19 protein-coding genes are annotated in these 25,397 nt (G+C 70.5%); 9 read left to right on the top strand and 10 right to left on the bottom strand.

Translation table 11 applies throughout. The annotated features are described in order from the left end of the window. The first annotated feature begins 826 nt into the window (after positions 1–826). Positions 827–2,653, top strand: a complete 1,827-nt coding sequence (gene thiC / locus G9272_RS22395) for a phosphomethylpyrimidine synthase ThiC (RefSeq protein ID WP_253267896.1) — start codon at positions 827–829, stop codon at positions 2,651–2,653. Positions 2,654–2,910: 257 nt separating this feature from the next. Then, positions 2,911–4,329: a VWA domain-containing protein gene (locus G9272_RS22390; RefSeq protein ID WP_171398229.1), complete on the top strand. Its 1,419-nt coding sequence runs from the start codon at positions 2,911–2,913 to the stop codon at positions 4,327–4,329. A gap of 150 nt (positions 4,330–4,479) precedes the next feature. Here the strand turns inward: G9272_RS22390 and G9272_RS22385 are convergent, their stop codons facing one another. The 3 genes from G9272_RS22385 to G9272_RS22375 form a co-directional block, all read right to left on the bottom strand. After that, complete coding sequence (locus G9272_RS22385) at positions 4,480–5,355, bottom strand: hypothetical protein (protein WP_171398228.1); 876 nt, start codon at positions 5,353–5,355, stop codon at positions 4,480–4,482. A gap of 204 nt (positions 5,356–5,559) precedes the next feature. After that, positions 5,560–6,645 carry a metallophosphoesterase gene (locus G9272_RS22380; RefSeq protein WP_171398227.1) on the bottom strand — a complete coding sequence of 362 codons (1,086 nt, stop codon included), beginning with the start codon at positions 6,643–6,645 and terminating at the stop codon, positions 5,560–5,562. Between the two features lie 599 nt (positions 6,646–7,244). Next, on the bottom strand, positions 7,245–8,357 hold the full coding sequence (locus G9272_RS22375; protein ID WP_171398226.1) for a LacI family DNA-binding transcriptional regulator: 1,113 nt from the start codon (positions 8,355–8,357) through the stop codon (positions 7,245–7,247). 413 nt (positions 8,358–8,770) lie between these two features. Between G9272_RS22375 and hisC the strand changes: the two genes are divergently transcribed. The 7 genes from hisC to G9272_RS22345 all read left to right on the top strand — a co-directional run bounded on the left by hisC (position 8,771) and on the right by G9272_RS22345 (position 18,395). Then, positions 8,771–9,850: a histidinol-phosphate transaminase gene (gene hisC / locus G9272_RS22370; protein ID WP_171398225.1), complete on the top strand. Its 1,080-nt coding sequence runs from the start codon at positions 8,771–8,773 to the stop codon at positions 9,848–9,850. A 166-nt stretch (positions 9,851–10,016) separates the two neighbouring features. Further along, the gene (locus G9272_RS22365; protein ID WP_171398224.1) at positions 10,017–11,525 is read left to right on the top strand and encodes a cytochrome ubiquinol oxidase subunit I; all 1,509 of its coding nucleotides are present in this window, start codon (positions 10,017–10,019) and stop codon (positions 11,523–11,525) included. Between the two features lie 20 nt (positions 11,526–11,545). After that, positions 11,546–12,550, top strand: a complete 1,005-nt coding sequence (gene cydB, locus G9272_RS22360; RefSeq protein WP_171398223.1) for a cytochrome d ubiquinol oxidase subunit II — start codon at positions 11,546–11,548, stop codon at positions 12,548–12,550. A 93-nt stretch (positions 12,551–12,643) separates the two neighbouring features. Continuing rightward, the gene (gene cydD / locus G9272_RS22355; protein WP_171398222.1) at positions 12,644–16,135 is read left to right on the top strand and encodes a thiol reductant ABC exporter subunit CydD; all 3,492 of its coding nucleotides are present in this window, start codon (positions 12,644–12,646) and stop codon (positions 16,133–16,135) included. Positions 16,136–16,159: 24 nt separating this feature from the next. Further along, complete coding sequence (locus G9272_RS45960) at positions 16,160–16,294, top strand: hypothetical protein (protein WP_301272144.1); 135 nt, start codon at positions 16,160–16,162, stop codon at positions 16,292–16,294. Between the two features lie 78 nt (positions 16,295–16,372). Then, positions 16,373–17,428 carry a M23 family metallopeptidase gene (locus G9272_RS22350; protein WP_171398221.1) on the top strand — a complete coding sequence of 352 codons (1,056 nt, stop codon included), beginning with the start codon at positions 16,373–16,375 and terminating at the stop codon, positions 17,426–17,428. A gap of 100 nt (positions 17,429–17,528) precedes the next feature. Continuing rightward, complete coding sequence (locus G9272_RS22345; RefSeq protein ID WP_171398220.1) at positions 17,529–18,395, top strand: AraC family transcriptional regulator; 867 nt, start codon at positions 17,529–17,531, stop codon at positions 18,393–18,395. 16 nt (positions 18,396–18,411) lie between these two features. Here the strand turns inward: G9272_RS22345 and G9272_RS22340 are convergent, their stop codons facing one another. The 7 genes from G9272_RS22340 to G9272_RS22310 form a co-directional block, all read right to left on the bottom strand. Further along, complete coding sequence (locus G9272_RS22340) at positions 18,412–19,299, bottom strand: HAD family hydrolase (protein ID WP_171398219.1); 888 nt, start codon at positions 19,297–19,299, stop codon at positions 18,412–18,414. Between the two features lie 71 nt (positions 19,300–19,370). Continuing rightward, the gene (locus G9272_RS22335) at positions 19,371–20,273 is read right to left on the bottom strand and encodes an LLM class flavin-dependent oxidoreductase (RefSeq protein WP_171398218.1); all 903 of its coding nucleotides are present in this window, start codon (positions 20,271–20,273) and stop codon (positions 19,371–19,373) included. 42 nt (positions 20,274–20,315) lie between these two features. Then, entirely contained in the window at positions 20,316–20,759 is a 444-nt protein-coding gene (locus G9272_RS22330) for a hypothetical protein (protein ID WP_171398217.1), read from the bottom strand. Positions 20,760–20,809: 50 nt separating this feature from the next. Then, the gene (locus G9272_RS22325) at positions 20,810–21,373 is read right to left on the bottom strand and encodes an RNA 2'-phosphotransferase (protein ID WP_171398216.1); all 564 of its coding nucleotides are present in this window, start codon (positions 21,371–21,373) and stop codon (positions 20,810–20,812) included. A 122-nt stretch (positions 21,374–21,495) separates the two neighbouring features. Next, positions 21,496–22,446, bottom strand: a complete 951-nt coding sequence (locus tag G9272_RS22320; RefSeq protein ID WP_171398215.1) for a MerR family transcriptional regulator — start codon at positions 22,444–22,446, stop codon at positions 21,496–21,498. A gap of 76 nt (positions 22,447–22,522) precedes the next feature. Further along, positions 22,523–24,352, bottom strand: a complete 1,830-nt coding sequence (locus G9272_RS22315) for an SDR family oxidoreductase (RefSeq protein WP_171398214.1) — start codon at positions 24,350–24,352, stop codon at positions 22,523–22,525. Next, positions 24,349–25,236, bottom strand: coding sequence for a M24 family metallopeptidase (locus G9272_RS22310; protein WP_171398213.1), 888 nt, complete (start codon positions 25,234–25,236; stop codon positions 24,349–24,351). The genes G9272_RS22315 and G9272_RS22310 overlap by 4 nt, the downstream gene beginning before the upstream one ends. Positions 25,237–25,397: the final 161 nt, after the last annotated feature.

The raw sequence follows: 25,397 nt of genomic DNA, 5'->3' as shown, positions 1-25,397 counted from the left end.
CCGGGACGAGGGCCGGAACCATGGTCAGGCCCGTACTCCTGCCTGGGCGCGGGTCCGTCCCCGTACCCTCGGCCGTCCCCGTACCCTCGGCCGTCCCCGTAGCCCTGGCCGTCCCCGTAGCCCTGGCTGTTCCCGTATCCCTGGTCGTTCTCGGACCCTTGCCCGCTCCCGAATCCCTGCCCGCTCTGGTAACCCCGGCCGGTCCCGGGCCCTGGGCCGTTTCCATAACCCCGGCCGTTCCCCGGCCCCGACTCCGGCCGCGTGCCCGACCGCGGCACCGACCGCGTCCCCGGCCCTGACCCGGAGCCTTCGACGGAGCCGGGGCCTTGACCGCCGGGGGTCCCGGCGCGTCTCAGCCCGCCAAGTCCGCCGGCGTATCCCGGCCCGTGGTCGGGGCTGCTCGGGTCATCGTGACCGTTGCTGAAATCGCGGTCGCCTCTGGGGGCGCTGCCAGAACCGCTGCCAGAACCATTGCCAGAACCGCTGCCTGGGCCATTGCCGGGGCCGCTGCCGACGTCCGGTCGGCGGGGCGGCTCGGGCGGCGGGTACGGGGGCTGGTGTGTCGTGGTCACCGACCGATCATCGCAAGAACGACACGGGCCCCCTGTTCACCGCGCCAGAATTGACGCTAGCGTGGAGACAACCTTTGCACACGCGGGAGCTCGGAGCACCGGGCTGAGAGGGCGCTGACCTCCGTCTTCGCGATGTTTCACGTGGAACGTCTCTCGAATCGAGTGATGTTTCACATGAAACGTCGGCAGGCGGTAGCCGCTGCGTCGACCGCCGAACCTGTTACCGGGTAATGCCGGCGTAGGGAGTAGGTCTCATGACCAACAAGGACGCACGCACGCCTGCCTTCACGCAGAACGCGACCGGCGAAAGCACGGTCGACGTGAACGACTCGGAGGCCGGGAAGTCCATCGGCTGGCACAAGGGGTACGTCGAGGGCGCTCGCCCCGATCTACAGGTGCCGGTTCGTCAGGTGCATCTCACCAACGGGCAGTCGGTCACCCTGTACGACACCTCCGGCCCGTACACCGATCCACTCGTCGAGACCGATGTCCGCAGGGGCCTGTCGCCGTTGCGCGAGAACTGGATCATCGCCCGGGGCGACACCGAGGAGTACGCGGGCCGTCCCGTCCGCCCCGAGGACGACGGCATCAAGCACACCTCACCGCGCGGCGGTCTGCGCAACCTCGACGCGGTCTTCCCGGGCCGGCCGCGCCTGCCGCGCCGCGGCCGGGACGGTGAGGCGGTCACCCAGCTCGCGTATGCGCGCCGGGGGGAGATCACACCCGAGATGGAGTTCGTGGCCATCCGGGAGAACGTTTCTCCCGAGGTGGTTCGCGAGGAGATCGCGGCGGGCCGCGCCGTGTTGCCGGCCAACGTCAACCATCCGGAGATCGAGCCGATGATCATCGGCAAGCGGTTCCTGGTGAAGGTCAACGCCAACATCGGCAACTCGGCGGTGACGTCCTCCATCGAGGAGGAGGTCGAGAAGATGACCTGGGCGACCCGTTGGGGCGCCGATACGGTCATGGACCTGTCGACCGGCCGCAACATCCACACCACCCGCGAGTGGGTACTGCGCAACTCCCCCGTCCCCATCGGCACGGTGCCGCTGTACCAGGCGCTGGAGAAGGTCGACGGCCGCGCCGAGGAACTCACCTGGGAGATCTACAAGGACACCGTCATCGAGCAGGCCGAGCAGGGCGTGGACTACATGACGGTCCACGCCGGTGTCCGCCTCGCGTACGTCCCGCTCACCGCCAACCGCAAGACCGGCATCGTGTCCCGTGGCGGTTCGATCATGGCGGCCTGGTGCCTCGCGCACCACAAGGAGTCGTTCCTCTACGAGAACTTCGAGGAACTCTGCGAGATCCTCGCCGCCTACGACGTCACGTACTCGCTGGGCGACGGCTTGCGGCCGGGTTCCATCGCGGACGCCAACGACGCGGCGCAGTTCGCGGAGTTGAGGACACTCGGGGAACTCAACCGGATCGCGAAGCGTTTCCATGTTCAGACGATGATCGAAGGCCCGGGCCATGTCCCGATGCACAAGATCAAGGAGAACATCGACCTTCAGCAGGAGATCTGTGATGAAGCTCCGTTCTATACGCTCGGCCCGCTGACGACGGACGTCGCGCCGGCGTACGACCACATCACCTCCGGCATCGGTGCCGCGATGATCGCCTGGTGGGGCACGGCCATGCTCTGCTACGTCACGCCCAAGGAACATCTGGGCCTGCCCAACCGTGACGACGTCAAGACCGGCGTCATCACCTACAAGATCGCCGCCCACGCAGCCGACCTCGCCAAGGGACACCCCGGTGCGCAGGAATGGGACGACGCGCTGTCCGACGCCCGCTTCGAGTTCCGCTGGGAAGACCAGTTCAACCTTGCCCTCGATCCGGACACCGCGCGGGAGTTCCACGACGAGACACTCCCGGCGGAGCCGGCGAAGACGGCGCACTTCTGCTCGATGTGCGGGCCGAAGTTCTGCTCGATGAAGATCAGCCAGAGCATCAACGAGCGGTTCGGCGCCGGGGCGGCCGACGGGGCCTCGGCGGAGGAGATCGCCGAGGGCATGCTGGAGAAGTCGAAGGAATTCGCGGCGAGCGGGAACCGGGTGTACCTGCCGCTGGCTGACTGACGTACTCGGATCGGCGCTGTCCCTTGGGGTCCGACGCCTGGGGACAGCGCCATGAGCGGCGTCAGTGATGGGGAGAGACGACGTTGTTGCGATCGGGGGGAGAGAGGAACCTTGGAGTGGGTGAAGTCGACGGCGCCGGTCATACCGACACCGGTCGCGGCGCTGCGTCCCGACGGCACGCTCTTCGCGGTCGCCCAGGAGGAAAGCATCGCGCTCGTTCGGTTGCCCCAGGGCGTCGGCTCGGCAGACTTGCCTCCATGACAGCGCGATCCCTGAGCAAGGGTGCCAATCTGCCGGTCGACGCACCGGACGTACGGGTCGAACTCAGCTGGGCCGAGAGGGCCGGTGGGCCGGACATCGATGCCTCGGCGCTGCTGCTGGCGCAGGACGGACGGGTGCGTGACGACGGGGACTTCGTCTTCTACAACCAGCCGCTGCACGCGTCCGGCGCCGTGCGGCACGTCGGCAAACGGAGCGAAGCCGGTGTCATGACCGACACCGTCCAGGTGGACCTGCGCTCGCTGGAGGGCGCCATCACCCGGGTGGTGCTGTGCGCGTCGGCCGACGGCGGCACCTTCGGGCAGGTGACCGGCCTGACGCTGAGGCTGCTCGGCGGGGACGGGCGCTCCGAAGTGGCCCGCTTCGAGATGCAGGCCGACACGGAGACGGCGTTCCTCGCCGGTGAGCTGTACCTGCGCGAGGGGCGCTGGAAGTTCCGGGCGGTCGGACAGGGGTACGCCTCCGGGCTCGCGGGGGTGGCCACGGACTTCGGGATCACGGTCGACGAGGAGCCGAAGCAGGCGGCCACCCCACCGAACCGCCCAGTGGTCACCCCACGGCCCATCACTCCACCCGCGCTCACCCCATCGACAACCACCCCACCGACAACCACCCCAGCGTCCGGCCCCCGTCTGACCAAGGGGGAGGAGCGGCTTCCCGTCGACATGCGTAAGCGGCTGTCACTGCGCAAGGAGCAGGTCGCCGTCAGTCTGAGCAAGCGGGGGGCGGAGGGGATCAGCGCGCGGGTCGTGCTCGTCCTCGATGCCTCCGGGTCCATGGCGTTCCTGTACTCACGGGGTGTGGTGGCGGACGTCGTGGAGCGCATGGCGGCGGTGGCGGCAGAACTCGACGACGACGGCGAGATGCAGGCCTGGACCTTCGCCAGCGATGCCGCCCGCCTTCCCGACCTGCGGTTGGGCGAGCTCCCCGAGTGGCTGCGGCTGCATGTGCGGGTGGGGGAGATCAGTCTGTTCCGGCGCGGCAAGAAGCCTCGCAAGGGGATGGAGCCGGGGCAGGTCGACATGCGCTCGGTCGGCATCCAGAACGAGGAACAGAAGGCGATTGCCCAGGTCAGATCGTATGTCCGGGAGAATCCGGCGGCCGCCCCGACCTTGGTGCTGTTCTTCTCCGACGGAGGGGTCTACCGCGACGCGGCGATCGAACGGGAGCTGCGGGCGGCGGTCGAGGAGCCGATCTTCTGGCAGTTCGTGGGGCTCGGCCGGTCCAACTACGGGGTCCTGGAGCGGTTCGACACACTGCCCGGACGCCGCGTCGACAACGTGGGGTTCTTCTCCGTGGACGACATCAGCACCCTCCCGGACCAGGAGCTATACGACCGGCTGCTGTCCGAGTTCCCCAGCTGGATCACCGCGGCCGGCCGGGCGGGCATCCTCTGACGGATGACCGGATGACCGGATGACCGCAGGGCACCACCGATCCCCAGGGCAGCACTGATCCATGGGGCGACGCTCCACCAGAGCCGTCCGGTGCCCGGCGTACGGCTTGCGCTCCCCTCGGCGGGGTCGGCGGGGGCGCAAGCCGAGTGCCTATTCCGGCTGGTGCTCCGGGCCGCCGAAGTCCGGGCTGCTGTAGTCCGGACTGCTGAAGCTCGGGCGCGGGCCGGTCGAGCGGCCGTCGTCCGGGCTGCTGAAGCCCGGGCGGTCGTAGCCGATCTTCGGGAGGCGGCCGGTGGGGGCCGGTGGGACCGGGTCGGTGTGCAGGGCGGCGGCCGTGCCGGGGTCGGCGAGGGCCTCCCGGAGGAACGGCAGGATGCCGCGTTCCAGCAGGGCTTCTCGCCAGGCTTCCCTGGCCTGGTCGACCTCCTCGCTCAGTTCGCCGTACGGTCCGGCCTCCAGGGAGGGCCGGTTGCGCAGGGCGGTGAGCAGCAACGCGACGGTGGCGACGAGGATCGCGGCCACGGCCACGGCCCCGAATGTCCAGCCGGCGGTGACCATGGTCCGGGCGAACGCCTGCTCGGGGTCGACCGCCCTGAGGAGGTAGCCGACGAGCAGGAAGATCATCGCGGCTGTCCCGGCGAGTACGGGGGTGAGGACGGCGGCGACGGCGCCCGCCCCGGCGGCTTCGGCGGCCTGGGCCGCCTCCCCCATGGTGGTGGCGAGCCCCATCGCGGCCGCGCCCGGCTCCGCGGAGCCGGTCTCGGACGTGGACGACGGGGTGGACGGCGCGGGGTGGCGCAGCTCCTCGCGGACCTTCACGTAGTGCTGGTACTCGGCCGCCGCGGCCACCGTGATGAGTGCGGAGGCGTTGAGCGCCATGGTGCGCAGTTGTTCGGGGTTGAGCCGCTGTCCGACCGCGGCCAGTTCCGGGTGGTGTGGGGCGGAGCGCAGCGCCTCGTCGAGGATCCGCTCGTACTCCTGGCGGTCCTCGCTGTTCAGGTGCTGCGGAACGCTGTTCATCTGCATCCCCCGATGCTCCGTAGGGCTTGGGGCTCGCATGCCAACGAGCCGTCGGGCAGAAACGGAGGGGAGCCTGCTACGGATAACCCGATGGTAGAGCGGTGACGGCATGGGGTGACAGGGGGTTTGCCGAAATTGGCCCCTGGCCTGCGATGTCGCAGACGGGTCCACAGTGGGGTACTTCTGCCCCGGGAACTGCCCCGGGAACGTTCAGATTTCCAGGGGCAGTTGCTGGACCAGCAGTTTTCCGGCCATCGTCACGCCGCCGTCCATCGCGATGGCCAGCCCGTCCGCGTAGACGTGCGGTCCCTCGACGTGCGGACCGCCGTTGTCCTCGCCGTCCTCGGAGCCGACTTCGCCCAGCAGGTAGGGAATCGGGCTGTGGCCGTGAACGATCCGGGTGCCGCCGTACGTATCGAGCAGGGAGCGTACGGCGTCGGCGCCGCCCTCGTCGCGGAAGGAGAAGCGCTTGGTGAACTTGCGGAACAGGTCCCACACCTCGTCCGCGTCGTTGCGCGTGATCGTCTCGCGGACGGTGTCGTTGACCGCCTCGATCGAGTCGCCGTAGTCGAGGTAGGCGGTGGTGTCGGAGTGCACGAGCAGGTGGCCGTCGACCTCCTCGACCGCGTCGAGGCGAGCCATCCACTGGAGGTGGTGGTCCTGGAGACGGTCCATGTCGTACTTCTGGCCGCCGTTGAGCAGCCAGGCCGCCTGGAAGGTGGCGGTGCCCGCACCGGAGTTGACGGGCGTGTCGCCGAAGCGCTTGGCGCCGAGCAGCAGCAGTTCGTGGTTGCCCATGAGGGCCTTGCAGTACCCGCCGGCCGCGGCGGCCTCGGCGGACAGCCGCATGACGAGGTCGATGACGCCGATGCCGTCCGGGCCGCGGTCGGTGAAGTCACCGAGGAACCACAGCCGGGCCGTGCCCGCGCACCAGTTGCCGGCGGAGTCGACCAGGCCCTTCTCCTGAAGTGCGGCCACCAGTTCGTCGAGGTAGCCGTGGACGTCACCGACGACGAACAGCGGTCCCGGGCCGGTCGCCGGCAGCGGGGCCTGGACGGCCACCGGGTCGACGGCCACCTGGAGGGTGTCGCCGCGCCGGCTGATGACGGGCAGGTCGCGCTGGGTGGGCGTGTAGCCGTCCGGGTGCTCCAGCGGCTCTTCGAGAGGCGGCGCGGCATTGCCCGGGTCTGTGCCGGGGTCGTACGGACCGGTCTCGTGGACGTAAGCGGGCACCCGGAAGTCGCGCAACGTCGCCGTCCGCTCCACCTCGGGTCCCTGACCGGCCCCCTGAGTCATCAGACCCCTCCACCATCGCGCCGCATCTGCACCCTTCGGGCTGCCTGGTCGCAGCGGCCCGCGGTGCCGTGCGTCCATCATAGGAATGCGGATCGCGCCGTGTGATGACCCAGGGGTGGTGAATCGGAGCAAGGCTCCAGTTCATCGCGGCTTTCGCCCCGATTGGGCAGGGCTTCGGCAGTCCGGACTCACGCGGCGCGCACCTTGCCCGCACCCGCACCCCACCCCCGCGGGCTGCTCCGTCGGACGGACCGGAGGACGGCATCGGCCGGGCGAGGGCGATTTCGGCGGCCGGAGCGCGGTCGATGAGGCGGCTGTGGCCGAAGCGACGTCTGATGTCTCCAGCACCACCGGAAACCGCCCGTACGTGCCTCCTGCCAACTTTCGTTGACGCGGACCGCTCGCACCGCCCGGACCGCTCGCACCGCTGCCCCTGAATCACCCCGGGACCACCCCGGACCTTCCCGAGTCGCCTCGGACTGCCCGGTACGGCCGCCCGAGCCGCCGCGAACGGACCTCCCCCCGCCGACCGCTTCTCGAACAAGCCGCCGCTCCCCACGACCCGCGCCATGGCGTCGGTCGTGGGGAGCGGCGGCGGGCTACTTCCCCTCCGGGGCCCGGGGTGGGCTGACCGTGGTCCGAGGGGGGCGTCGCTGCGAAGAGGTGCGTACGAACAGTTCGGTCGGTATCACCTGCTCGACCGGGCGATCCGTTTCCTCGCCCTCGATCGCGTCGATGAGGAGTTGCACCACCGCCGTGCCGATGCGGCGCGGCTTCAACGAGAGGGTCGTGACGGGCGGCTCGGTGTTGGCGTACACCGTGGACTCGCTGCAACAGACGATCAGCAGGTCCTCGGGGACCCGTAGCCCATAGCGGCGGGCTGCGGCGAGCAGGTCGGTGCCGTTGGGGTCGAACAGGCCGTAGACGGCGTCGGGGCGGTCGGGGCGGGCCAGCAGCCGATCGGCGGCCACGGCGCCCGCGCACGGGTCGTGCGCGGGATAGGCCTCGTAGACCGGGTCCTGACCGACCCGTTCGCACCACCGCAGGTACGCGCTGGTCGACAGGTGTGTGTACGTGTCCGTCGTGGTGCCGGTGAGGAGGCCGATGCGGCGGGCGCCGGCGTCGGCCAGGTGGTCGAGGATGTCGAGGACGGCGGCCTCGTGGTCGTTGTCCACCCATGCGGTGACCGGGAGCGAGCCGGCCGGGCGGCCGTCGGAGACGACCGGTAAACCCTGCCGGACCAGCTCGCTGACCACCGGATCCTGGTCGGACGGGTCGATGACGACCGTGCCGTCCAGGGCGACGTTGGACCAGACGTCGTGGCGCGAGGTCGCGGGGAGGATGACGAGCGCGTAGCCGCGGGCGAGCGCGGCCGAGGTGGCGGCGCGCGCCATCTCGGCGAAGTACGCGAACTCGGTGAAGGTGAAAGGTTCATCCCCGTAGGTCGTCACGGTCAGGCCGATGAGGCCCGACTTGCCGGTACGGAGGGTTCGGGCCGCCGCCGAAGGGCGGTAGCCAAGTCGGTCGGCGACCTCGCGGACATGGCGTCGGGTGGCATCCGGGAGCCTGCCCTTGCCGTTGAGGGCGTCGGAGACGGTCGTGATGGAGACTCCGGCGGCGGCGGCCACGTCCCTGATGCCCGCCCGGCCCGGCCGGCTGCCTCGGCGTGAGGTTTCCGCGCGGCTCACCTGGTGCTTCCCTGCTGCTGTCATGGCGAGCCGATAGTAGGGCTCATTCGGTGGGGTAGGGCGGACGCATATGCACGCATTGACAGGCACGTTTCTGCAAGGCTAAACGGGGTCAAGTGCCTTGGAAAGAAAGGTAGTTGACTCAGTCAATGCCAAGACGTGACGTGTCGGCACGGATGAGCCTGCCAACGCACCGATGTTTCGAAGAGGTCTCAACTCACCTGTACGAGGGATGCGCGCCACGGAGTGCACTACCGGCGCGTAGATATATGTGCAGCGCGCCCCCTCGCGCGTACGCCTTCGTGCGGCTTCGTCCTCAGAAGTCGCAGAGGTCCCTCCGTTTCAGGCGTCGGTCCCTGCTCAGCTGTACGCACCCGCGCCGAATCCTCATAAGGTGAGCAGTATTGAAGCCGGTGGTGGTCACGAGGAGGACTGCGGTGAGCGAGACGAGCCCCAAGCTGCGCGCCGAGCTGGAGGGGATCCCCACCTACAAGCCGGGCAAGCCGGCCGCGGGCGGCGGTCCCGTGGCCTACAAGCTGTCCTCCAACGAGAACCCCTATCCGCCGCTGCCGGGCGTGATGGAGTCGGTGACGGCGGCGGCCGCCTCCTTCAACCGTTACCCGGACCTGGCCTGCACGCTTCTGATCAACGAGCTGTCCGAGCGGTTCGGCGTCCCCGCTTCCCACCTGGCCACCGGCACCGGCTCGGTCGGCGTCGCCCAGCAGCTCGTGCAGGCCACCTCGGGCCCCGGCGACGAGGTGATCTACGCCTGGCGGTCCTTCGAGGCCTACCCGATCATCACGCAGATCAGCGGCGCGAAGGCCGTGCAGGTGCCGCTGACGCCGGGGGATGTGCACGACCTGGACGCTATGGCCGACGCGATCACCGAGCGGACCCGGCTGATCTTCGTCTGCAACCCCAACAACCCCACGGGCACCGTCGTGAAGCGGGCCGAGCTGGAACGGTTCCTCGACCGGGTGCCGCGTGACGTGCTGGTCGTGCTCGACGAGGCGTACCGGGAGTTCATCCGCGACCCCGAGGTGCCGGACGGCGTGGAGCTGTACCGGAAGCGGCCCAATGTCTGTGTCCTGCGGACCTTCTCCAAGGCCTACGGCCTTGCCGGCCTGCGCGTCGGCTTTGCCATCGCCCACGAGCCGGTGGCGGAGGCGCTGCGCAAGACGGCGGTGCCGTTCGGCGTGAGCCAGCTCGCGCAGGAGGCCGCGATCGCCTCGCTGCGTGCCGAGGACGCGTTGCTCGGCCGGGTCGGTTCCCTGGTGTGCGAGCGCCTCCGGGTGGTCGAGGGGCTGCGCGCGCAGGGCTGGACGGTGCCCGAGACCCAGGCCAACTTCGTGTGGCTGCGGCTCGGCGAGCTCACGGTCCCCTTCGCGGCCGCGTGTGAGCAGGCCGGCGTCGTGGTGCGGCCGTTCCCGGGCGAGGGTGTGCGGGTGACGGTCGGGGAGAACGAGGCGAACGACATCTTCCTGAAGGTGGCGGAAGGGTTCCGCAAGGATCTCTAGCGAGTCGCCTGCACCGGTTTCGGCTGGTCAGCAGGGGTCACAGGGGGGTTTCCGCGGGTAGGCGGGGACCCCCCTTCGTCTATCGAAAATGGGTGCGGCATACTAGCTTGTGAATGTGAACGCTTTCACAAGCGTGATCCACGAGCGTGAGGTAAGGAGTGACGACGTGGACCTGGCTTTGGCGCCGGAGACACTGGCGCGCTGGCAGTTCGGCATCACCACCGTCTACCACTTCCTCTTCGTCCCCCTGACGATCTCCCTCGCGGCACTCACCGCCGGGCTGGAGACCGCCTGGGTGCGCACGGAGAACGAGAAGTACCTCAGGGCGACGAAGTTCTGGGGCAAGCTCTTCTTGATCAACATCGCTATGGGTGTCGTCACCGGCATCGTGCAGGAGTTCCAGTTCGGCATGAACTGGTCCGACTACTCGCGCTTCGTCGGAGACGTCTTCGGAGCCCCGCTCGCCTTCGAGGCCCTGATCGCCTTCTTCTTCGAGTCCACCTTCATCGGCCTGTGGATCTTCGGCTGGGACAAGCTGCCGAAGAAGATCCACCTGGCCTGCATCTGGATGGTCTCGATCGGCACGATCCTGTCGGCGTACTTCATCCTCGCGGCCAACTCGTGGATGCAGCACCCCGTCGGCTACCGGATCAACAAGGAGAAGGGACGGGCCGAGCTCACCGACTTCTGGGCCGTGCTGACCCAGAACACCGCGCTCAGCCAGGTCTTCCACACCATGTCCGCGGCCTTCCTCACCGGTGGCGCCTTCATGGTCGGCATCGCCGCCTTCCATCTGTACCGCAAGAAGCACATCCCGGTGATGAAGACCTCGCTGCGGCTGGGCCTGGTCACCGTGGTCATCGCCGGTCTGCTCACCGCCGTCAGCGGTGACGTCCTCGGCAAGGTCATGTTCAAGCAGCAGCCGATGAAGATGGCCGCCGCCGAGGCCCTGTGGGACGGCGAGGCGCCCGCGCCGTTCTCGGTCTTCGCCTACGGCGACGTCGAGAAGGGGCACAACAAGGTCGCGATAGAGATCCCGGGCCTGCTGTCCTTCCTCGCGAACGACGACTTCAGCTCGTACGTCCCCGGCATCAACGACGTGAACAAGGCCGAACAGGAGAAGTACGGTCCCGGCGACTACCGGCCCAACATCCCGGTCGCCTACTGGGGCTTCCGCTGGATGATCGGCTTCGGCATGTCGTCCTTCGCGATCGGCCTGGCAGGACTCTGGCTCACCCGCAAGAAGTTCCTGCTGCCGCAGCACCTGAGGGTCGGCGAGGACGAGGTGCCGCATGTGGTGCTGTTCAGGAACAAGGCGCTCAGCCCCAAGCTCACCAAGCTCTACTGGCTGGCGGCGATCTGGACCCTGGGCTTCCCGCTGATCGCCAACTCCTGGGGCTGGATCTTCACCGAGATGGGCCGCCAGCCCTGGGTCGTCTACGGCGTCCTCCAGACCCGTGACGCGGTCTCCCCCGGGGTCTCCCAGGGCGAGGTCCTCACGTCGATGATCGTCTTCACGGCGCTCTACGCGATCCTCGCCGTCATCGAGGTCAAGCTGCTGGTGAAGTACGTGAAGGCCGGCCCGCCCGAGCTCACCGAGGCCGACCTCAACCCGCCCACGAAGATCGGCGGCGACTCCCGGGACGCCGACAAGCCGATGGCCTTCTCCTACTAGGCCGAGGGAGCTGCACAGTCATGGAACTGCACGACGTCTGGTTCGTCCTGATCGCCGTCCTGTGGACCGGCTACTTCTTCCTGGAGGGCTTCGACTTCGGGGTCGGCATCCTCACCAAACTGCTCGCCCGCGACCGGCCCGAGCGGCGGGTGCTCATCAACACCATCGGGCCCGTCTGGGACGGCAACGAGGTGTGGCTGCTCACGGCGGGCGGCGCGACCTTCGCCGCCTTCCCCGAGTGGTACGCCACGCTCTTCTCCGGCTTCTACCTGCCCCTGCTGCTCATCCTGGTCTGTCTGATCGTGCGGGGCGTCGCCTTCGAGTACCGGGCGAAGCGGCCCGAGGAGAACTGGCAGCGCAACTGGGAGACCGCGATCTTCTGGACCTCGCTCCTTCCCGCCTTCCTGTGGGGCGTCGCCTTCGGCAACCTCGTGGGGGGTGTCAAGATCGACCAGGACTTCGAGTACGTGGGCAATGTCTGGGACCTGCTCAACCCGCACGCGCTGCTCGGCGGTCTGGTGACCCTGACGCTGTTCACCTTCCACGGTGCGGTGTTCACGGCCCTCAAGACCGTCGGCGAGATCCGGGAACGGGCACGGAAGCTGGCGCTGAAGGTGGGGCTCGCGACCGCCGTGTTCGCTTCGATCTTCCTGCTGTGGACGCAGATCGACAGTGGTGACGGCAAGAGTCTGGTCGCCCTGGTCGTGGCGGTCGGTGCCCTGGTCGCGGCGCTCGTGGCGAACCAGGCGGGACGCGAGGGCTGGTCGTTCGCGCTCTCCGGCGTCACCATCGTGGCCGCCGTGGCGATGCTCTTCCTGACGCTCTTTCCGAACGTCATGCCGTCCACGCTCAACGAGAACTGGAGCCTCACGGTGACCAACGCCTCGTCGAGCCCGTACACCCTGAAGATCATGACCTGGTGTGCCGGTATCGCCACACCGATCGTGCTGCTCTACCAGGGCTGGACGTACTGGGTGTTCCGCAAGCGGATCGGTACGCAGCACATCGCCGAGGCCGCGCACTGAGTCCGATATGGGGTGTGTTTCACGTGAAACACACCCCATGGGGAGAGAGCGTGTTTCACGTGGAACACGCTCTTTGAGAAGAGGGTGTTTCACGTGAAACCGATCGACCCGCGTCTCCTCCGGTACGCCCGCGCCACCCGCCTCTTCCTGGTGGCGGTCGTCGGCCTGGGTGCCGTCGGAGCGGCCCTGGTCATCGCGCAGGCGATGCTCATCGCCGAGGCCGTGGTGGGGGCCTTCCAGCACGGCCTGTCCATCACCGAACTGCGCACTCCTCTGCTGCTGTTGGTGGCTGTGGCGGTCGGCCGGGCGCTGGTGGCCTGGCTCACCGAACTCGCCGCGCACCGCGCGAGTGCCGCCGTGAAGTCGGAGCTGCGGGGGCGGTTGCTGGAGCGGGCCACCGCGTTGGGGCCGAACTGGCTCAGTGGCCGGCGTACCGGTTCGCTGGTCGCCCTCGCCACGCGGGGCGTGGACGCCCTCGACGACTACTTCTCGCGCTATCTGCCGCAGCTGGGACTGGCGGTGGTCGTACCGGTCGCGGTGCTCGCGCGGATTGTGACCGAGGACTGGGTGTCCGCCGCGATCATCGTCGGCACCCTGCCCCTGATCCCGGTCTTCATGGTGCTGATCGGCTGGGCCACGCAGTCGCGGATGGACCGTCAGTGGCGGCTGCTGTCCCGGCTGTCCGGGCACTTCCTGGACGTTGTCGCCGGGCTGCCCACGCTCAAGGTGTTCGGGCGGGCCAAGGCGCAGGCCGAGTCGATCCGGCGCATCACCGGCGAGTACCGGCAGGCGACCATGCGGACGCTGCGGATCGCCTTCATCTCGTCGTTCGCGCTGGAGTTGCTGTCGACGCTCTCGGTGGCCCTGGTGGCCGTGACGATCGGCATGCGGCTCGTGCACGGCGAGATGGACCTGTACATCGGCCTGGTGATCCTCGTGCTGGCGCCGGAGGCGTATCTCCCGCTGCGCCAGGTCGGGGCGCAGTACCACGCGGCCGCCGAGGGGCTGGCTGCCGCCGAGGAGATCTTCGAGGTACTGGAGACACCGGCACCGGCGTCGGGCACGGTCGCGGTGGCCGAGGGAGGGGTGGCGTTCGAGGGCGTGACCGTCCGCTACCCCGGGCGCTCCGCCGACGCTGTCACGGACGTGTCGTTCACCGTCGAACCCGGTGAGACGGTCGCGCTGGTCGGACCGAGCGGTGCGGGCAAGTCGACCCTGCTGAACGCGCTGCTGGGGTTCGTGCGGCCGGCCGAGGGCCGGGTGCTGGCCGGGGGAGTCGACCTCGCGGCGGCCGACCTGGAGCAGTGGCGCTCTCGGATCGCGTGGGTGCCGCAGCGCCCGCACCTCTATGCCGGGACGATCGAGGAGAACGTACGGCTGGCGCGTCCCGACGCCGACGACGCGGCCGTTCGCCGGGCGCTGGCGGACGCGGGGGCGCTGGAGTTCGTCGAGGCGCTGCCCGCAGGGGCCGACACGGTGCTCGGCGAGGACGGGGCCGGGCTGTCCGCCGGGCAGCGGCAGCGGCTGGCGCTGGCCAGGGCGTTCCTCGCGGACCGGCCCGTGCTGCTGCTGGACGAGCCGACGGCCGCGCTCGACGGGGAGACCGAGGCGGAGGTGGTGGCGGCCGTGCGGCGCCTCGCGGCCGGTCGGACGGTCCTGCTGGTCGTGCACCGGCCGGCGCTGCTGGCGGTGGCGGACCGTGTGGTGCGGTTGGCCGAGGCCGAGACACCCGTGCCCGTGGAGGCCGCTCCCAAGGGCGCCGCTCCCGCACCGCCGGATGAGGCGGCCACCCTGCCCGTCAGCGGTGAGCCCGGGACGGGGCTCGCCGTGAGCGGCGGTGGCGTCCTCGCCCGGGTCCGCGCCATGGCCGGCGCCCGACGCGGCCGGCTCGCCCTCGCGCTGCTGCTCGGCAGCCTCGCCCTCGGCAGTGCCGTGGGCCTCATGGCCACCTCCGGATGGCTCATCTCGCGGGCCTCGCAGCAGCCACCGGTGCTGTACCTGATGGTGGCTGTGACGGCGACCCGCACCTTCGGCATCGGGCGGGCGGTGTTCCGGTACGCGGAGCGGCTCGTGTCGCACGACGCCGTGCTCCGGATGCTGGCCGACACCCGGGTCGCCGTCTGGCGTCGGCTGGAGCGGCTGGCGCCCGCGGGCCTGCACTCGACCCGGCGGGGCGATCTGCTGACGCGGCTGGTCGCCGATGTGGACGCCCTCCAGGACTACTGGCTGCGCTGGCTGCTGCCCGCCGGGTCCGCCGTCGTCGTCTCTGCCGGGGCCGTCGCCTTCACGGCGTGGCTGCTGCCCGCGGCCGGGGCGGTGCTCGCCGCCGGGCTGCTGACGGCCGGGGTCGGCGTTCCCCTGGTCACCGGTGCCGTGGCGCGCCGGGCCGAGCGTCGGCTCGCCCCCGCCCGAGGGGTGCTCGCCACCCGCACGGCCGACCTGCTCACCGGCACCGCCGAGTTGACCGTCGCGGGCGCGTTGCCCGTCCGCACCGCGGGGGTGCGCGCGGCCGACTCGGTGCTCACCAGGATCGCCTCGCGCGCGGCGACCGCCACCGCCCTCGGCGACGGGCTGACCGCGCTCGTCTCCGGGCTGACCGTCACGGCCGCCGCCCTGGTGGGCGCCCAGGCGGTCGCCGACGGACGGCTGAGCGGCGTGACCATGGCCGTGGTCGTCCTCACCCCGCTGGCCGCCTTCGAAGCCGTCCTGGGGCTTCCCCTGGCCGTGCAGTACCGCCAACGGGTGCGCAGGAGCGCCGAGCGGGTGTACGAGGTCCTGGACTCCCCCGAGCCCGTGCGCGAGCCGGAGCGGCCCCGTCAGGCGCCCGCATCGCCCTTCCCGCTGGCCCTCAAGGGGCTGGCCGCCCGGCACGCCGGGCAGGGGCGGGACGCACTTGCCGGGGTCGATCTCACCCTGACGCAGGGACGCCGGATCGCCGTCGTCGGGCCCTCCGGCTCCGGGAAGACCACGCTCGCGCAGGTGCTGCTGCGGTTCCTGGACGCCGGCGCGGGCTCGTACACGCTCGGCGGGGTGGACGCGCACGCCCTGGACGGCGACGACGTACGCCGGCTGGTCGGGCTGTGCGCGCAGGACGCGCACCTCTTCGACAGCTCGGTCCGCGAGAACCTCCTGCTCGCGAAGAAGGGGGCGGGCGAGGAGGAGCTGCGGGACGCGCTGGCGCGAGCCCGGCTGCTGGAGTGGGCCGACGGTCTGCCCGACGGGCTCGACACGCTCGTGGGCGAACACGGTGCCCGGTTGTCCGGCGGCCAGCGGCAGCGGCTCGCGCTGGCCCGGGCGTTGCTCGCCGACTTCCCCGTCCTGGTGCTCGACGAGCCGGCCGAGCATCTGGACCTGCCGACCGCCGACGCGCTCACCCAGGACCTGCTGGCCGCCACCGAGGGCCGTACGACCCTGCTCATCACCCACCGGCTCGCCGGCCTCGAGGCGGTCGACGAGGTGGTCGTGCTGGGCGAGGGACGGGTGGTGCAGCGGGGTTCCTACGCGGCGCTGGCGGCCGTGGAGGGTCCGTTGCGGAGGATGGCCGAACGGGAGGAGGCCACGGAGCTGTTGGTGGCCGTGCGATAACCGCCGGATCCGGCCCGACTTTCCGTGACAGGGCTGTGCACGCGTGTGCTGCGCGAGATCAACACGGTGGCCGTGCCGCTCGGCGGCGACAGCGCGCACGGCCCGGGCATCGGGGTGGACGGCGCCGGTGCGAGGGTGGTGTGGCAGGCGTCGTACTGAGCCATCAGGGGCGGGACGTCCCCCGGGCGTACGACTTGAACAGGACCGGGGCCCGGTAGCCGGGGCACGATCGCTGACATGCGCTCACCTCGCCGTCGTGTCCTGCTCGTTCCGGTTCTGCTGTGCCTGTCCGGGTTGCTCGCGACCCGGCCCACGACCGCCGAGGGGGAGACCGGCGACGGCTCGGACTCCCGGATCAGTGCGCAGGTGGCGCGGCTGTACGAGGACGCGGCGGTGGCGACGCAGCGGTACGAGGCGGGGCGGCGCGAGGCGGAGAAGCAGCAGGGGAAGGCCCGGCGCGTGGAGGAACTCCTCACCCGTGAGCGGCGGGAGATCACCGTGCTGCGCGAGGACCTGGGCCGTATCGCCCGCGCCCAGTACCGCGGCGGTGGCGGTCTGCCGGTCGTCGCGCAGCTGGTTCTGGCGGGCAGCACCGACAAGCTGATGCGCGGCCAGCACGTCTTCTCGCAGGCGAACCTCGCCGTCGACAACGCGATCGACAAGAACCGGAGGGCGGAGGCACGGCTGGCCGCCGACGAGGCGAAGGCCGTCGCGGCCTGGCAGGCGGTGGAGCGGCGCGCCCTGGAACTCGCGCGGCTGAAGAAGGACATCGACGACAAGCTCGAGCAGGCACGATGGCAGTTGCAGGGCCGGGCGGACGCGTCGGTGGCGGCGGGTTCCTGCCGCGGCGCCGTGCGCCTGGACCGACCGCCGACGCACTTCGTGGGCGACTGGGTCACACCGGTCGAGACGTACGCCCTGTCCGCGGCCTTCGGCAGCGGTGGCACGCGCTGGGCGAACCGGCACACCGGGCAGGACTTCGCGGTGCCGATCGGGACGCCGGTACGGGCGGTCGGTGCAGGCCGCGTGGTGCGGGTTTCGTGCGGGGGCGCCTTCGGGATCGAGGTCGTGGTGCGGCATTCCGACGGCTACTACACGCAGTACGCCCACCTCGCCGCCGTCACCGTCGACCAGGGCGACAGGGTGACCACCGGGCAGTGGATCGGGCAGTCGGGCACATCGGGCAACTCGACCGGCCCGCACCTGCACTTCGAGGTGAGGGTCACGCCGGACGCGGGATCGGCGCTCGACCCGGTGCCCTGGCTGGCGGCACGCGGAGCGCCCGTCGGCTGAGGCTCTTCCCGCGCACCCGACCTGATCGGGCACAGGATGTCGGGTCCGGCCGGATGTCCGCCACCTAGCGTGGGGAGCGCAACAGCGGAAGGAGACCGGAGTGCTGGAGCGGCTCAACCAGGCCATGGAATACATCGAGGGCCACCTCGACGAGCCGATCGACGTGGCGGCGCTGGCGCACGGCGCGGCCACCTCGGAGTACCACCTGCGCCGGATGTTCTCCGCGCTCGCCGGCATGCCGCTGTCGGAGTACATCCGGCGCAGGCGGCTGACCGTCGCGGGCGCCGAGGTGCTCGCCGGAGGGGACTCACTGCTGGAGATCGCGGTGCGCTACGGCTACGGCTCGGGTGAGGCGTTCGCGCGGGCGTTCCGTGCCGTGCACGGCGTCGGGCCGGGCGAGGCCCGCCGTACCGGCGCCGCGCTCGTCTCCCAGCCCCGGCTGGCCTTCCGCCTCACCGTCGAAGGGAGCAGCAGCATGCGCTATCGCATGGTGGACCGGCCGGCCTTCACCGTCGTCGGCCTCAAGGCCCGGGTGCCCTTGGTGCACACGGGGCCGAACCAGGCGATCATCGACTTCGTCCGCGGGATCGACCCGCAGGTTCTGGAGCGCCTGGAGAAGCTGTCGGACCAGGAACCTCAGGGCATCGTCGCGGTCTGCGACGACCTGGATCCGAGCCGGGCCGAGGGCACCGAACTCGACTACTACCAAGGGGTGATCACGTCCGCGGACGCCTCCAGGGGCACGACCGCCCTGGCCGTACCGGCCGGCGCCTGGGCCGTCTTCGCCACCTCCGGGCCGGCCCCGCAGGCCATCCAGGAGCTGTGGCGGGACGTGTTCACGCAGTGGTTCCCGTCCAACCCGTACCGCAGCCGCCCCGGCCCGGAGATCCTGCGCACCCGGCTGTCACCGGACGGGACCGAGGCCGACGCCGAACTGTGGCTGCCGGTGGAGCGGGATCAGGGCTGACGTCCCCAGGGGAGGGCTACTTCCGCTCGGAGATCAGCTGCTCGATGACGACGGCGACGCCGTCCTCGTTGTTGGCGACGGTCTGTCCGGAGGCCGCCGCGAGCACGTCCGGGTGCGCGTTGCCCATCGCGTACGACCGGCCGGCCCAGGTGAGCATCTCGACGTCGTTCGGCATGTCGCCGAACGCGACGACCTCCTCGTGGGAGATGCCGCGTTCCGCGCAGCACAGGGCGAGCGTGCTGGCCTTGGAGACTTCGGGGCCGCTGATCTCCAGCAGGGCGCTGGGGCTGGAGCGGGTGACGTTGGCGCAGTCACCGATGGCCAGCCGGGCGATGGTGAGGAAGGCGTCGGGGTCGATCGTGGGGTGGAACGCGAGGATCTTCAGCACCGGCTCGCCGGCCCCGGGCGCGTCCGGCGCAAGCAGTCGCTCGGCCGGGGCGAGGGTGTCGGGTATCTCCATGTGCATCTTGGGATACTCCGGCTCCTGGTAGAAGCCGTACGTCTGCTCGATGGCGTACATGGTGCCGGGCGCCGCCTCCCGCAGCAGCCGTACGGCGTCCAGCGCGTTCTCCCGCGCCAGCTCGCGCACCTTCACGAACCGGTGGGCGCCGGGGCCGCCGTGCAGATCGACCACGGCGGCGCCGTTGCCGCAGATCGCCAGACCGTGCCCGTGGACGTGCTCGCTGACGACGTCCATCCAGCGGGCCGGGCGGCCGGTGACGAAGAAGACCTCGATGCCCGCCTCCTCGGCGGCGGCGAGGGCGGCGACCGTGCGCGGGGACACCGACTTGTCGTCGCGCAGCAGGGTGCCGTCGAGATCGGTGGCGATCAGCCGGGGCGGGAGGGCGGCGGCCGGGGTCTCGGGCTGTCTGGTCGCTGAGGTCACCGGGCCATTCTCGCGCATATGCCTGCACGGTCGGGCGCGAGCCCGCACACATGAGGCACCGCCGGGGCGCGGATGACCTGATGCCGAGGTCAGCGCAGTTGCGCCGGGGCCTCCATGGCGATCTGCTCGAAGACCTTCTCGTCCGCGGCGAAGACGGAGTCGGCGATGGGCCAGTGGACCACGATCTCCGTGAAGCCGAGCTCCCGGTGCCGGCCCGCGAAGTCGACGAAGGCGTCCAGGGACTCCAGCGGGCGCCCGCGGTCCGGGGTGAACCCGGTGAGCAGGATCTTGTCCAGCTCCTTCGTGTCCCGCCCGATCTCGGCACAGGCGTCGGTGAGCTTCTCCACCTGACCGCGAATGGCCTGAACCGACTGCTCGGGGGTGCCGTTCTCGTAGAGCTTGGGGTCGCCCGTGGTCACCCAGGCCTGTCCGTACCGCGCGGCGAGCCGCAGCCCGCGGGGGCCGGTCGCGGCGACCGCGAAGGGCAGCCGGGGGCGCTGGACGCAGCCGGGGATGTTGCGCGCCTCGTGCGCCGAGTAGTGGTCGCCCTCGTACGACACGGAGTCCTCGGTGAGCAACCGGTCCAGCAGCGGTACGAACTCGGCGAGGCGGTCGGCCCGCTCGCGCGGGGTCCACGGTTCCTGGCCGAGGGCGGTGGCGTCGAAGCCGGTGCCGCCCGCGCCGATCCCCAGGGTCACCCGGCCGGCGGAGACATCGTCCAGGGAGATCAGTTCCTTGGCGAGGGTCACCGGGTGCCGGAAGTTCGGCGAGGTCACCAGCGTGCCCAGACGCAGGCGGTCGGTGACGGCCGCGGCGGCGGTCAGCGTCGGGATCGCGCCGAACCACGGGCCGTCGCGGAAGGTGCGCCAGGACAGGTGGTCGTAGGTGTACGCGGTGTGGAAGCCGAGCTGCTCGGCCCGTGTCCAGGTGGAACGGCCTCCCTCGTGCCAACGCAGGTACGGGAGGATCACGGTGCTCAGACGCAGACTCATGTCATCGAGCGTATGCGGACGAGCGTGTTTCACGTGAAACAGTCACCGTGCGCGTCCGCCCAGCCACGGACTGAGCCCGACCAGGATGAATTCCTTGTGCACGCGGTCGTGCGGCAGCGGCACCATCAGAAATTGAGCGGGCGGGAAGCGCCGGATCTTCACCCAGGCGTGGCCGTCGTAGAGAGAGCGGAGAAAGGCGGGGACATCATCGCGGTCGACATCGGGGCACTCCACTCCGTCGACGGTGATCAGGGCGTCGTCGTCGGGGTAGAGCCGGACGCTCACGCAAGGGCGGCCGCCGAGCTCGACGTAGGCCTCGTGCGGCAGCGAGCCGTCCTGGTCGGTGGTGACGCCGACGCCGGCGGAGGTGCGGCGGGAGGTCTGATCGGCGCCGATGTCGTGGGTGACCTCGATCTCGAGCGCGTACTGGGCGGCGATCGACCGGAGGGCGGTGACGGCAGCCTCAGTGGTGGGGAGGTGGTCCATACCTGTGATCATGCCGAATGGGAACGTGGCGCGGCAGCCGAAGACACGCCTCAGTGCCGCTCCGGAAAGCGCAGGTATCGCGGGGGTACGGCCTTTGTCAGCCACACCCCGTTCGCACTGACGTGGAAGACATGGCCGTCACGGTGCATGGCTTCCGCGTCGACGGCGAGGACCACGGGGCGGCCCCGGCGCGCTCCGACCCGGGTCGCGGTCTCCCGGTCGGCCGACAGGTGCACGTCGTGCCGGTTCATGGGCCGCAGCCCCTCGGCGCGGATCGCGTCCAGGGAGGGGGCCACGGTCCCGTGGTAGAGGTACGACGGCGGGGTCGCCGGGGGCAGCCCGAGGTCGACCTCGACGCTGTGGCCCTGACTGGCGCGGATCCGGGTGCCGTCGATCGCGAAGCGCTTCTTGTCGTTGGCGGCGACGACATGGTCCAGCTCGTCCCGGGTGAAGCGGAAGCCGTGCGCGGCGCAGGCCGCGATCAGCTCGTCGATCTCCACCCAGCCGGCCTCGTCGAGCGTGAGGCCGATCCGCTCGGGCTGGTGCCGCAGGTGTTTCGAGAGGTACTTCGACACCTTCACGGTGCGTCTCTCGTCCCTGTCCATTTCGTTCATCCGCTCAGCATGACGTGAGAGACGCAGATCACGCACTCTGTTTTGGAGTGGAGGTTTGGTCCACAACCAACTGTAGTTATCCACAGGCAAGTTGGCGTTTCTGTGGACAACTGGCCGTCTCGTCAGCCCCCTTCACCAAGATCATCTGACGCCCCATGACTTGAGGCAAGGTGGTCCAAGGCCCGGGCGCGCACCTCCCGTTCGGCCGCGAGCGCGAGAAAGACCGCGGCATGCTCCGCGCCAACCAGCGTCTCCACGGCCCGCATTGTCTCCACCGGAATCGGGACCGGCCGCGTCCCCGACGGAGGTGGCGGGGGATCGCCCGCACCGAGGTGCCGACGCAGGTGATGACCGGCGAACAGGCGCATGGCCCGGGCCAGTTCGGCGTCCACGGTCTGCCGGGCGAGCGGGCGCAGCCGTCGGACGAGCGAGGCCGCCTCGGCCGCGTCGGCGTCGGTCGGGCGGTGCGGTCCGTCGAGGTAGCGCGCGAAGACATGCTCGGTGGTGAACTCCAGGAAACGGGCGGCGATCTGCTCGACCTGACTCCTCAACTCCCGCAGATGGGCGGTGATCGCGGCCATGGGAACCCCGGCCGCGTGCAACTCCACGGCCACCGACAGCTCTTGGGGACTGGGCACGAGGAAAACGTCCTCGTCGCCGGGGACGGGCTCCAGCACGCCGAGCGCCACGGCGTCGGCGATCGCCCCGTCGTCGGCGGTGCCGCCGAAGCGGGCGGTCAGATCGGTGCGGGAGACGCGGGAGGGCTCCTCGTCGGTCCACGGACCGTCGACCTCGGCGACCAGCCCCAGGACACCGCCCAGGCCACGGCCGGCGTCGTGGGCGTCCAGAAGCTCCCTGATGGAGGCGAGGGTGTAGCCGCGGTCGAGGAGGTCGGCGATCTGGTGGAGGCGGGTGCGATGGGCGTCGGAGTAGTGGTTGGCCCGCCCCTGACGCACGGGGCGGGGGAGCAGACCACGGTCCTGGTAGGCGCGGATGGTGCGGACGGTGGTGCCGGTGAGATGCGCGAGCGTCTCTATGCGGTAAGGGGGCCCGGCGGGCGGGGTGGTGGTCAAGTCGCCCTTTCCCGAACGGTCGTTGTCATGGCGGATGCCGAGTCCGCCGGCGGGCGCAGCGGGGCCGGGCGGCGGCTCACAGCGGCGGTCCCACCCGCGCCAGCGCCCGCAACGCCCTTGGCAGGAAACGCGACAGCGCGTACGAGCCCCGCGCCTCCGGAGTGACCGGAACCATCGCCTTGTTGAGCGCGACAGCTCGCAGGATGGCGTCCGCGACCTTCTCCGGCGGGTAGTTGCGCAGCCCGTACACGCGCGTGGAGCGTTTCTGGCGGCGTCGCTCCTCCTGCGCGTCCACTCCCACGAAGGTCGCCGTGGCGGTGATGTTGGTGTTCACCAGGCCGGGGCATATCGCGGTGACGCCGATGTCCTGGTCGGCCAGTTCGGCGCGCAGGCACTCGCTCAGCATCAGGACCGCCGCCTTGGAGGTGCTGTAGGCGGGCAGCGCCTTGGACGGCTGGTAGGCGGCCGCCGAGGCGATGTTGACGATATGGCCGCCCTGCCCGCGTTCGGCCATCTGCCGGCCGAAGAGACGGCACCCATGGATGACGCCCCACAGGTTGACGTCCAGGACCCTGCGCCAGTCCTCGGGCGTCGTGTCGAAGAACGAGCCCGACAGCCCGATGCCCGCGTTGTTCACCAGCACGTCCACCACGCCGTGTTCCGCGTGGACCTTCGCCGCGAGTTTCTCCATCGCCTGCTCGTCGGAGACGTCCACCGCCTCCGCCCAGGCCTCGGGCGCGCCGACCAGGAGCGACATCTCGGCGGTGCGGGCCGCACCCTCGGCGTCCCGGTCGACGGCGATCACCCGGGCGCCCGCCTCGGCGAACGCGAACGCCGTGGCCCGTCCGATGCCGCTGCCCGCACCGGTGACCAGCACCAGCTGACCGCCGAAGCGCTCGGCGTGCCGGCCGGTGGCGGCGGCCTTGCGCACCGGCCGGCCCGCGCCGTCCTCCCGGGTCTCCCCCGGCCGGGTCTCTCCCGCCGCCTCGCCATCCCGCTCCTTCTCGACCGACAGGACGAAGTCGTCGATCCAGGAGGCGAGCCGGTCGGGCCGGGTGCGCGGGACCCAGTGTCCGGCCGGGAGGGTGCGCCGGGTCAACCGCGGGACCCAGTCCTCCAGTTCGTCGTACAGCCGCTCCGACAGGAACCGGTCCCCCGAAGGCGTGATGAGCTGCACGGGCGCGTGGGCGTGCGCGTCCACACGTGGGCGGCGCAGACGGGGCCGTACGTTGTCGCGGTACAGCCAGGCTCCGTGCGCCGCGTCCGACGCCAGCGACGGCGTCGGGTAGTCGCCGGCGGGGACCTTCTCGATCCGCCGCAGGATGCCCGGCCAGCGCTTGCCGAGCGGGCCGCGCCAGGCCAGTTCGGGCAGGACGGGGGTGTGCAGCAGGTACACGTACCAGGACTTGGCGCCCTGGCCGAGGAGTTGGCCGACCCGGCGCGGAGTCGGCCTGGTCAGCCGCTTGTTGATCCAGTGGCCGAAGTGGTCGAGGGACGGCCCGGACATCGAGGTGAAGGAGGCGATGCGGCCCCTGGTGCGCTCGACGGTCACGAACTCCCAGGACTGCACCGAGCCCCAGTCGTGCCCCACGAGGTGCACCGGCCGATCGGGGCTGACCGCGTCCACGACCGCCAGGAAGTCGTCCGTGAGCTTCTCCAGGGTGAACCCGCCCCGCAGCGGCTTCGGCACGCCGGAACGGCCGTGCCCCCGGACGTCGTACAGCACCACATGGAACCCGTGGTGGTCCACCAACCGGGACGCGACCTCGGACCACACCTCCTTGCTGTCCGGATAGCCGTGCACCAGGACGACCGTCGGTCGCCCGGGGTCCCCCAGCTCGGCCACGCACAGCTCGATCCCGCCGGTCCGCACCCACCGCTCACGCGCACCCTCTGGCAACGTCACTTCCCCTCCGCCTTCCCTGCCGTGTCCGTTGTCGCCTCCGTACCCGCCCAGCGCCTGACGTGCGGCAGGTCGTCGTCCAGCCAGAAGGCGCTCTCCTCGGGATCCGCGGAGTCGGTGACGACGAGGATCTCCTCGAACTTCGCGCCCGTGCCCCGGAACCCGAGATGGGGTTCGACCGCCCACAGGCCCGGATGCGGCGGATGGTCGGAGAAGCGGTACGGCGACCACAGCGGCGACCAGCCCTCCCGATGGCCGTGCAGCGCGTCGGACACCAGACCCTTGAGGGACTGCGTGCCGAACCCGAACAGCCGGGGTGAGAAGCGGCGCTCCCTGACCCGGTCCACCTTGTGCGCGATCACGCCGAAGGGATACGCGCGGTGCCGGTTGGCGTAGCCCTGGCGGACCATGAGGCGGTCCACGTCGGCGTAGATCTCGCGCAGCGACCGCCGCTCGCGCACCTCGCGCAGGATCAGCTCCCGGTGTGCCGCGAGGTCGGCCATCAGCCTCTCCTGCACGGGATGGGCGCCGAGCGCGCCCGAGTAGCCGATGTCCGCCGTGTACCCCTCGTACACCGGTGCCAGGTCGAGGATGAACGGCATCCCCGGCTCCAGGCGACGGTCGGTGGGGAAGAACTGCAACGGGACGCGGAAGCCGGTGAACGCCGTGCGGTCCCCGAACCAGGCGAACGGCAGGTGGAACCAGTCGCGCACACCCCGCTCGCGCAGCCACTCCCGCTGCATCCGCGCCGCCTCGCGCTCCGTCACGCCCGGTCGCAGTTCGGCGGCCACGGCCTGCGCGCAGTCGTACGCCAGCCGCTGCACCCGTCTGAATCCCCGCAGCTCGGCGGAGAGTTCGCGTGTCCCTGCCGTCGGTGCCGTCGTCATGCCACCCCGTCCCAGCCAGTCCCCGTCGACTGCGCTACGTGTCCGTAACTTGACATCGCCGAATGTGACAGTTGTTAGAGGCCGCGTCAATAGGCGGGTTCGGGGCCTGTGGAAAACCCGCCGTCGGCGCCCCCGTAGCTCTCAGGCATGGCATCCCCTAC

The organism is Streptomyces asoensis (genome assembly GCF_013085465.1).
In the GTDB taxonomy this organism is placed as follows: Bacteria; Actinomycetota; Actinomycetes; order Streptomycetales; family Streptomycetaceae; genus Streptomyces; species Streptomyces cacaoi_A.
Note: the sequence above shows the minus strand (reverse complement) of the source record. Positions and strands in the feature narration are given on the sequence as shown.

Excerpts from the sequence above, each read along its gene's own strand:
- G9272_RS22375 (WP_171398226.1), bottom strand. The coding sequence starts at position 8,357 with ATGACAGCAGCAGGGAAGCACCAGGTGAGCCGCGCGGAAACCTCACGC.
- G9272_RS22340 (WP_171398219.1), bottom strand. The coding sequence starts at position 19,299 with ATGCGCGAGAATGGCCCGGTGACCTCAGCGACCAGACAGCCCGAGACC.
- G9272_RS22385 (WP_171398228.1), bottom strand. The coding sequence starts at position 5,355 with ATGCAGATGAACAGCGTTCCGCAGCACCTGAACAGCGAGGACCGCCAG.
- G9272_RS22350 (WP_171398221.1), top strand. The coding sequence starts at position 16,373 with ATGCGCTCACCTCGCCGTCGTGTCCTGCTCGTTCCGGTTCTGCTGTGC.
- G9272_RS22330 (WP_171398217.1), bottom strand. The coding sequence starts at position 20,759 with ATGGACCACCTCCCCACCACTGAGGCTGCCGTCACCGCCCTCCGGTCG.
- G9272_RS22325 (WP_171398216.1), bottom strand. The coding sequence starts at position 21,373 with ATGAACGAAATGGACAGGGACGAGAGACGCACCGTGAAGGTGTCGAAG.
- cydB (WP_171398223.1), top strand. The coding sequence starts at position 11,546 with ATGGAACTGCACGACGTCTGGTTCGTCCTGATCGCCGTCCTGTGGACC.
- thiC (WP_253267896.1), top strand. The coding sequence starts at position 827 with ATGACCAACAAGGACGCACGCACGCCTGCCTTCACGCAGAACGCGACC.
- G9272_RS22390 (WP_171398229.1), top strand. The coding sequence starts at position 2,911 with ATGACAGCGCGATCCCTGAGCAAGGGTGCCAATCTGCCGGTCGACGCA.
- G9272_RS22335 (WP_171398218.1), bottom strand. The coding sequence starts at position 20,273 with ATGAGTCTGCGTCTGAGCACCGTGATCCTCCCGTACCTGCGTTGGCAC.
- G9272_RS22310 (WP_171398213.1), bottom strand. The coding sequence starts at position 25,236 with ATGACGACGGCACCGACGGCAGGGACACGCGAACTCTCCGCCGAGCTG.
- G9272_RS22380 (WP_171398227.1), bottom strand. The coding sequence starts at position 6,645 with ATGACTCAGGGGGCCGGTCAGGGACCCGAGGTGGAGCGGACGGCGACG.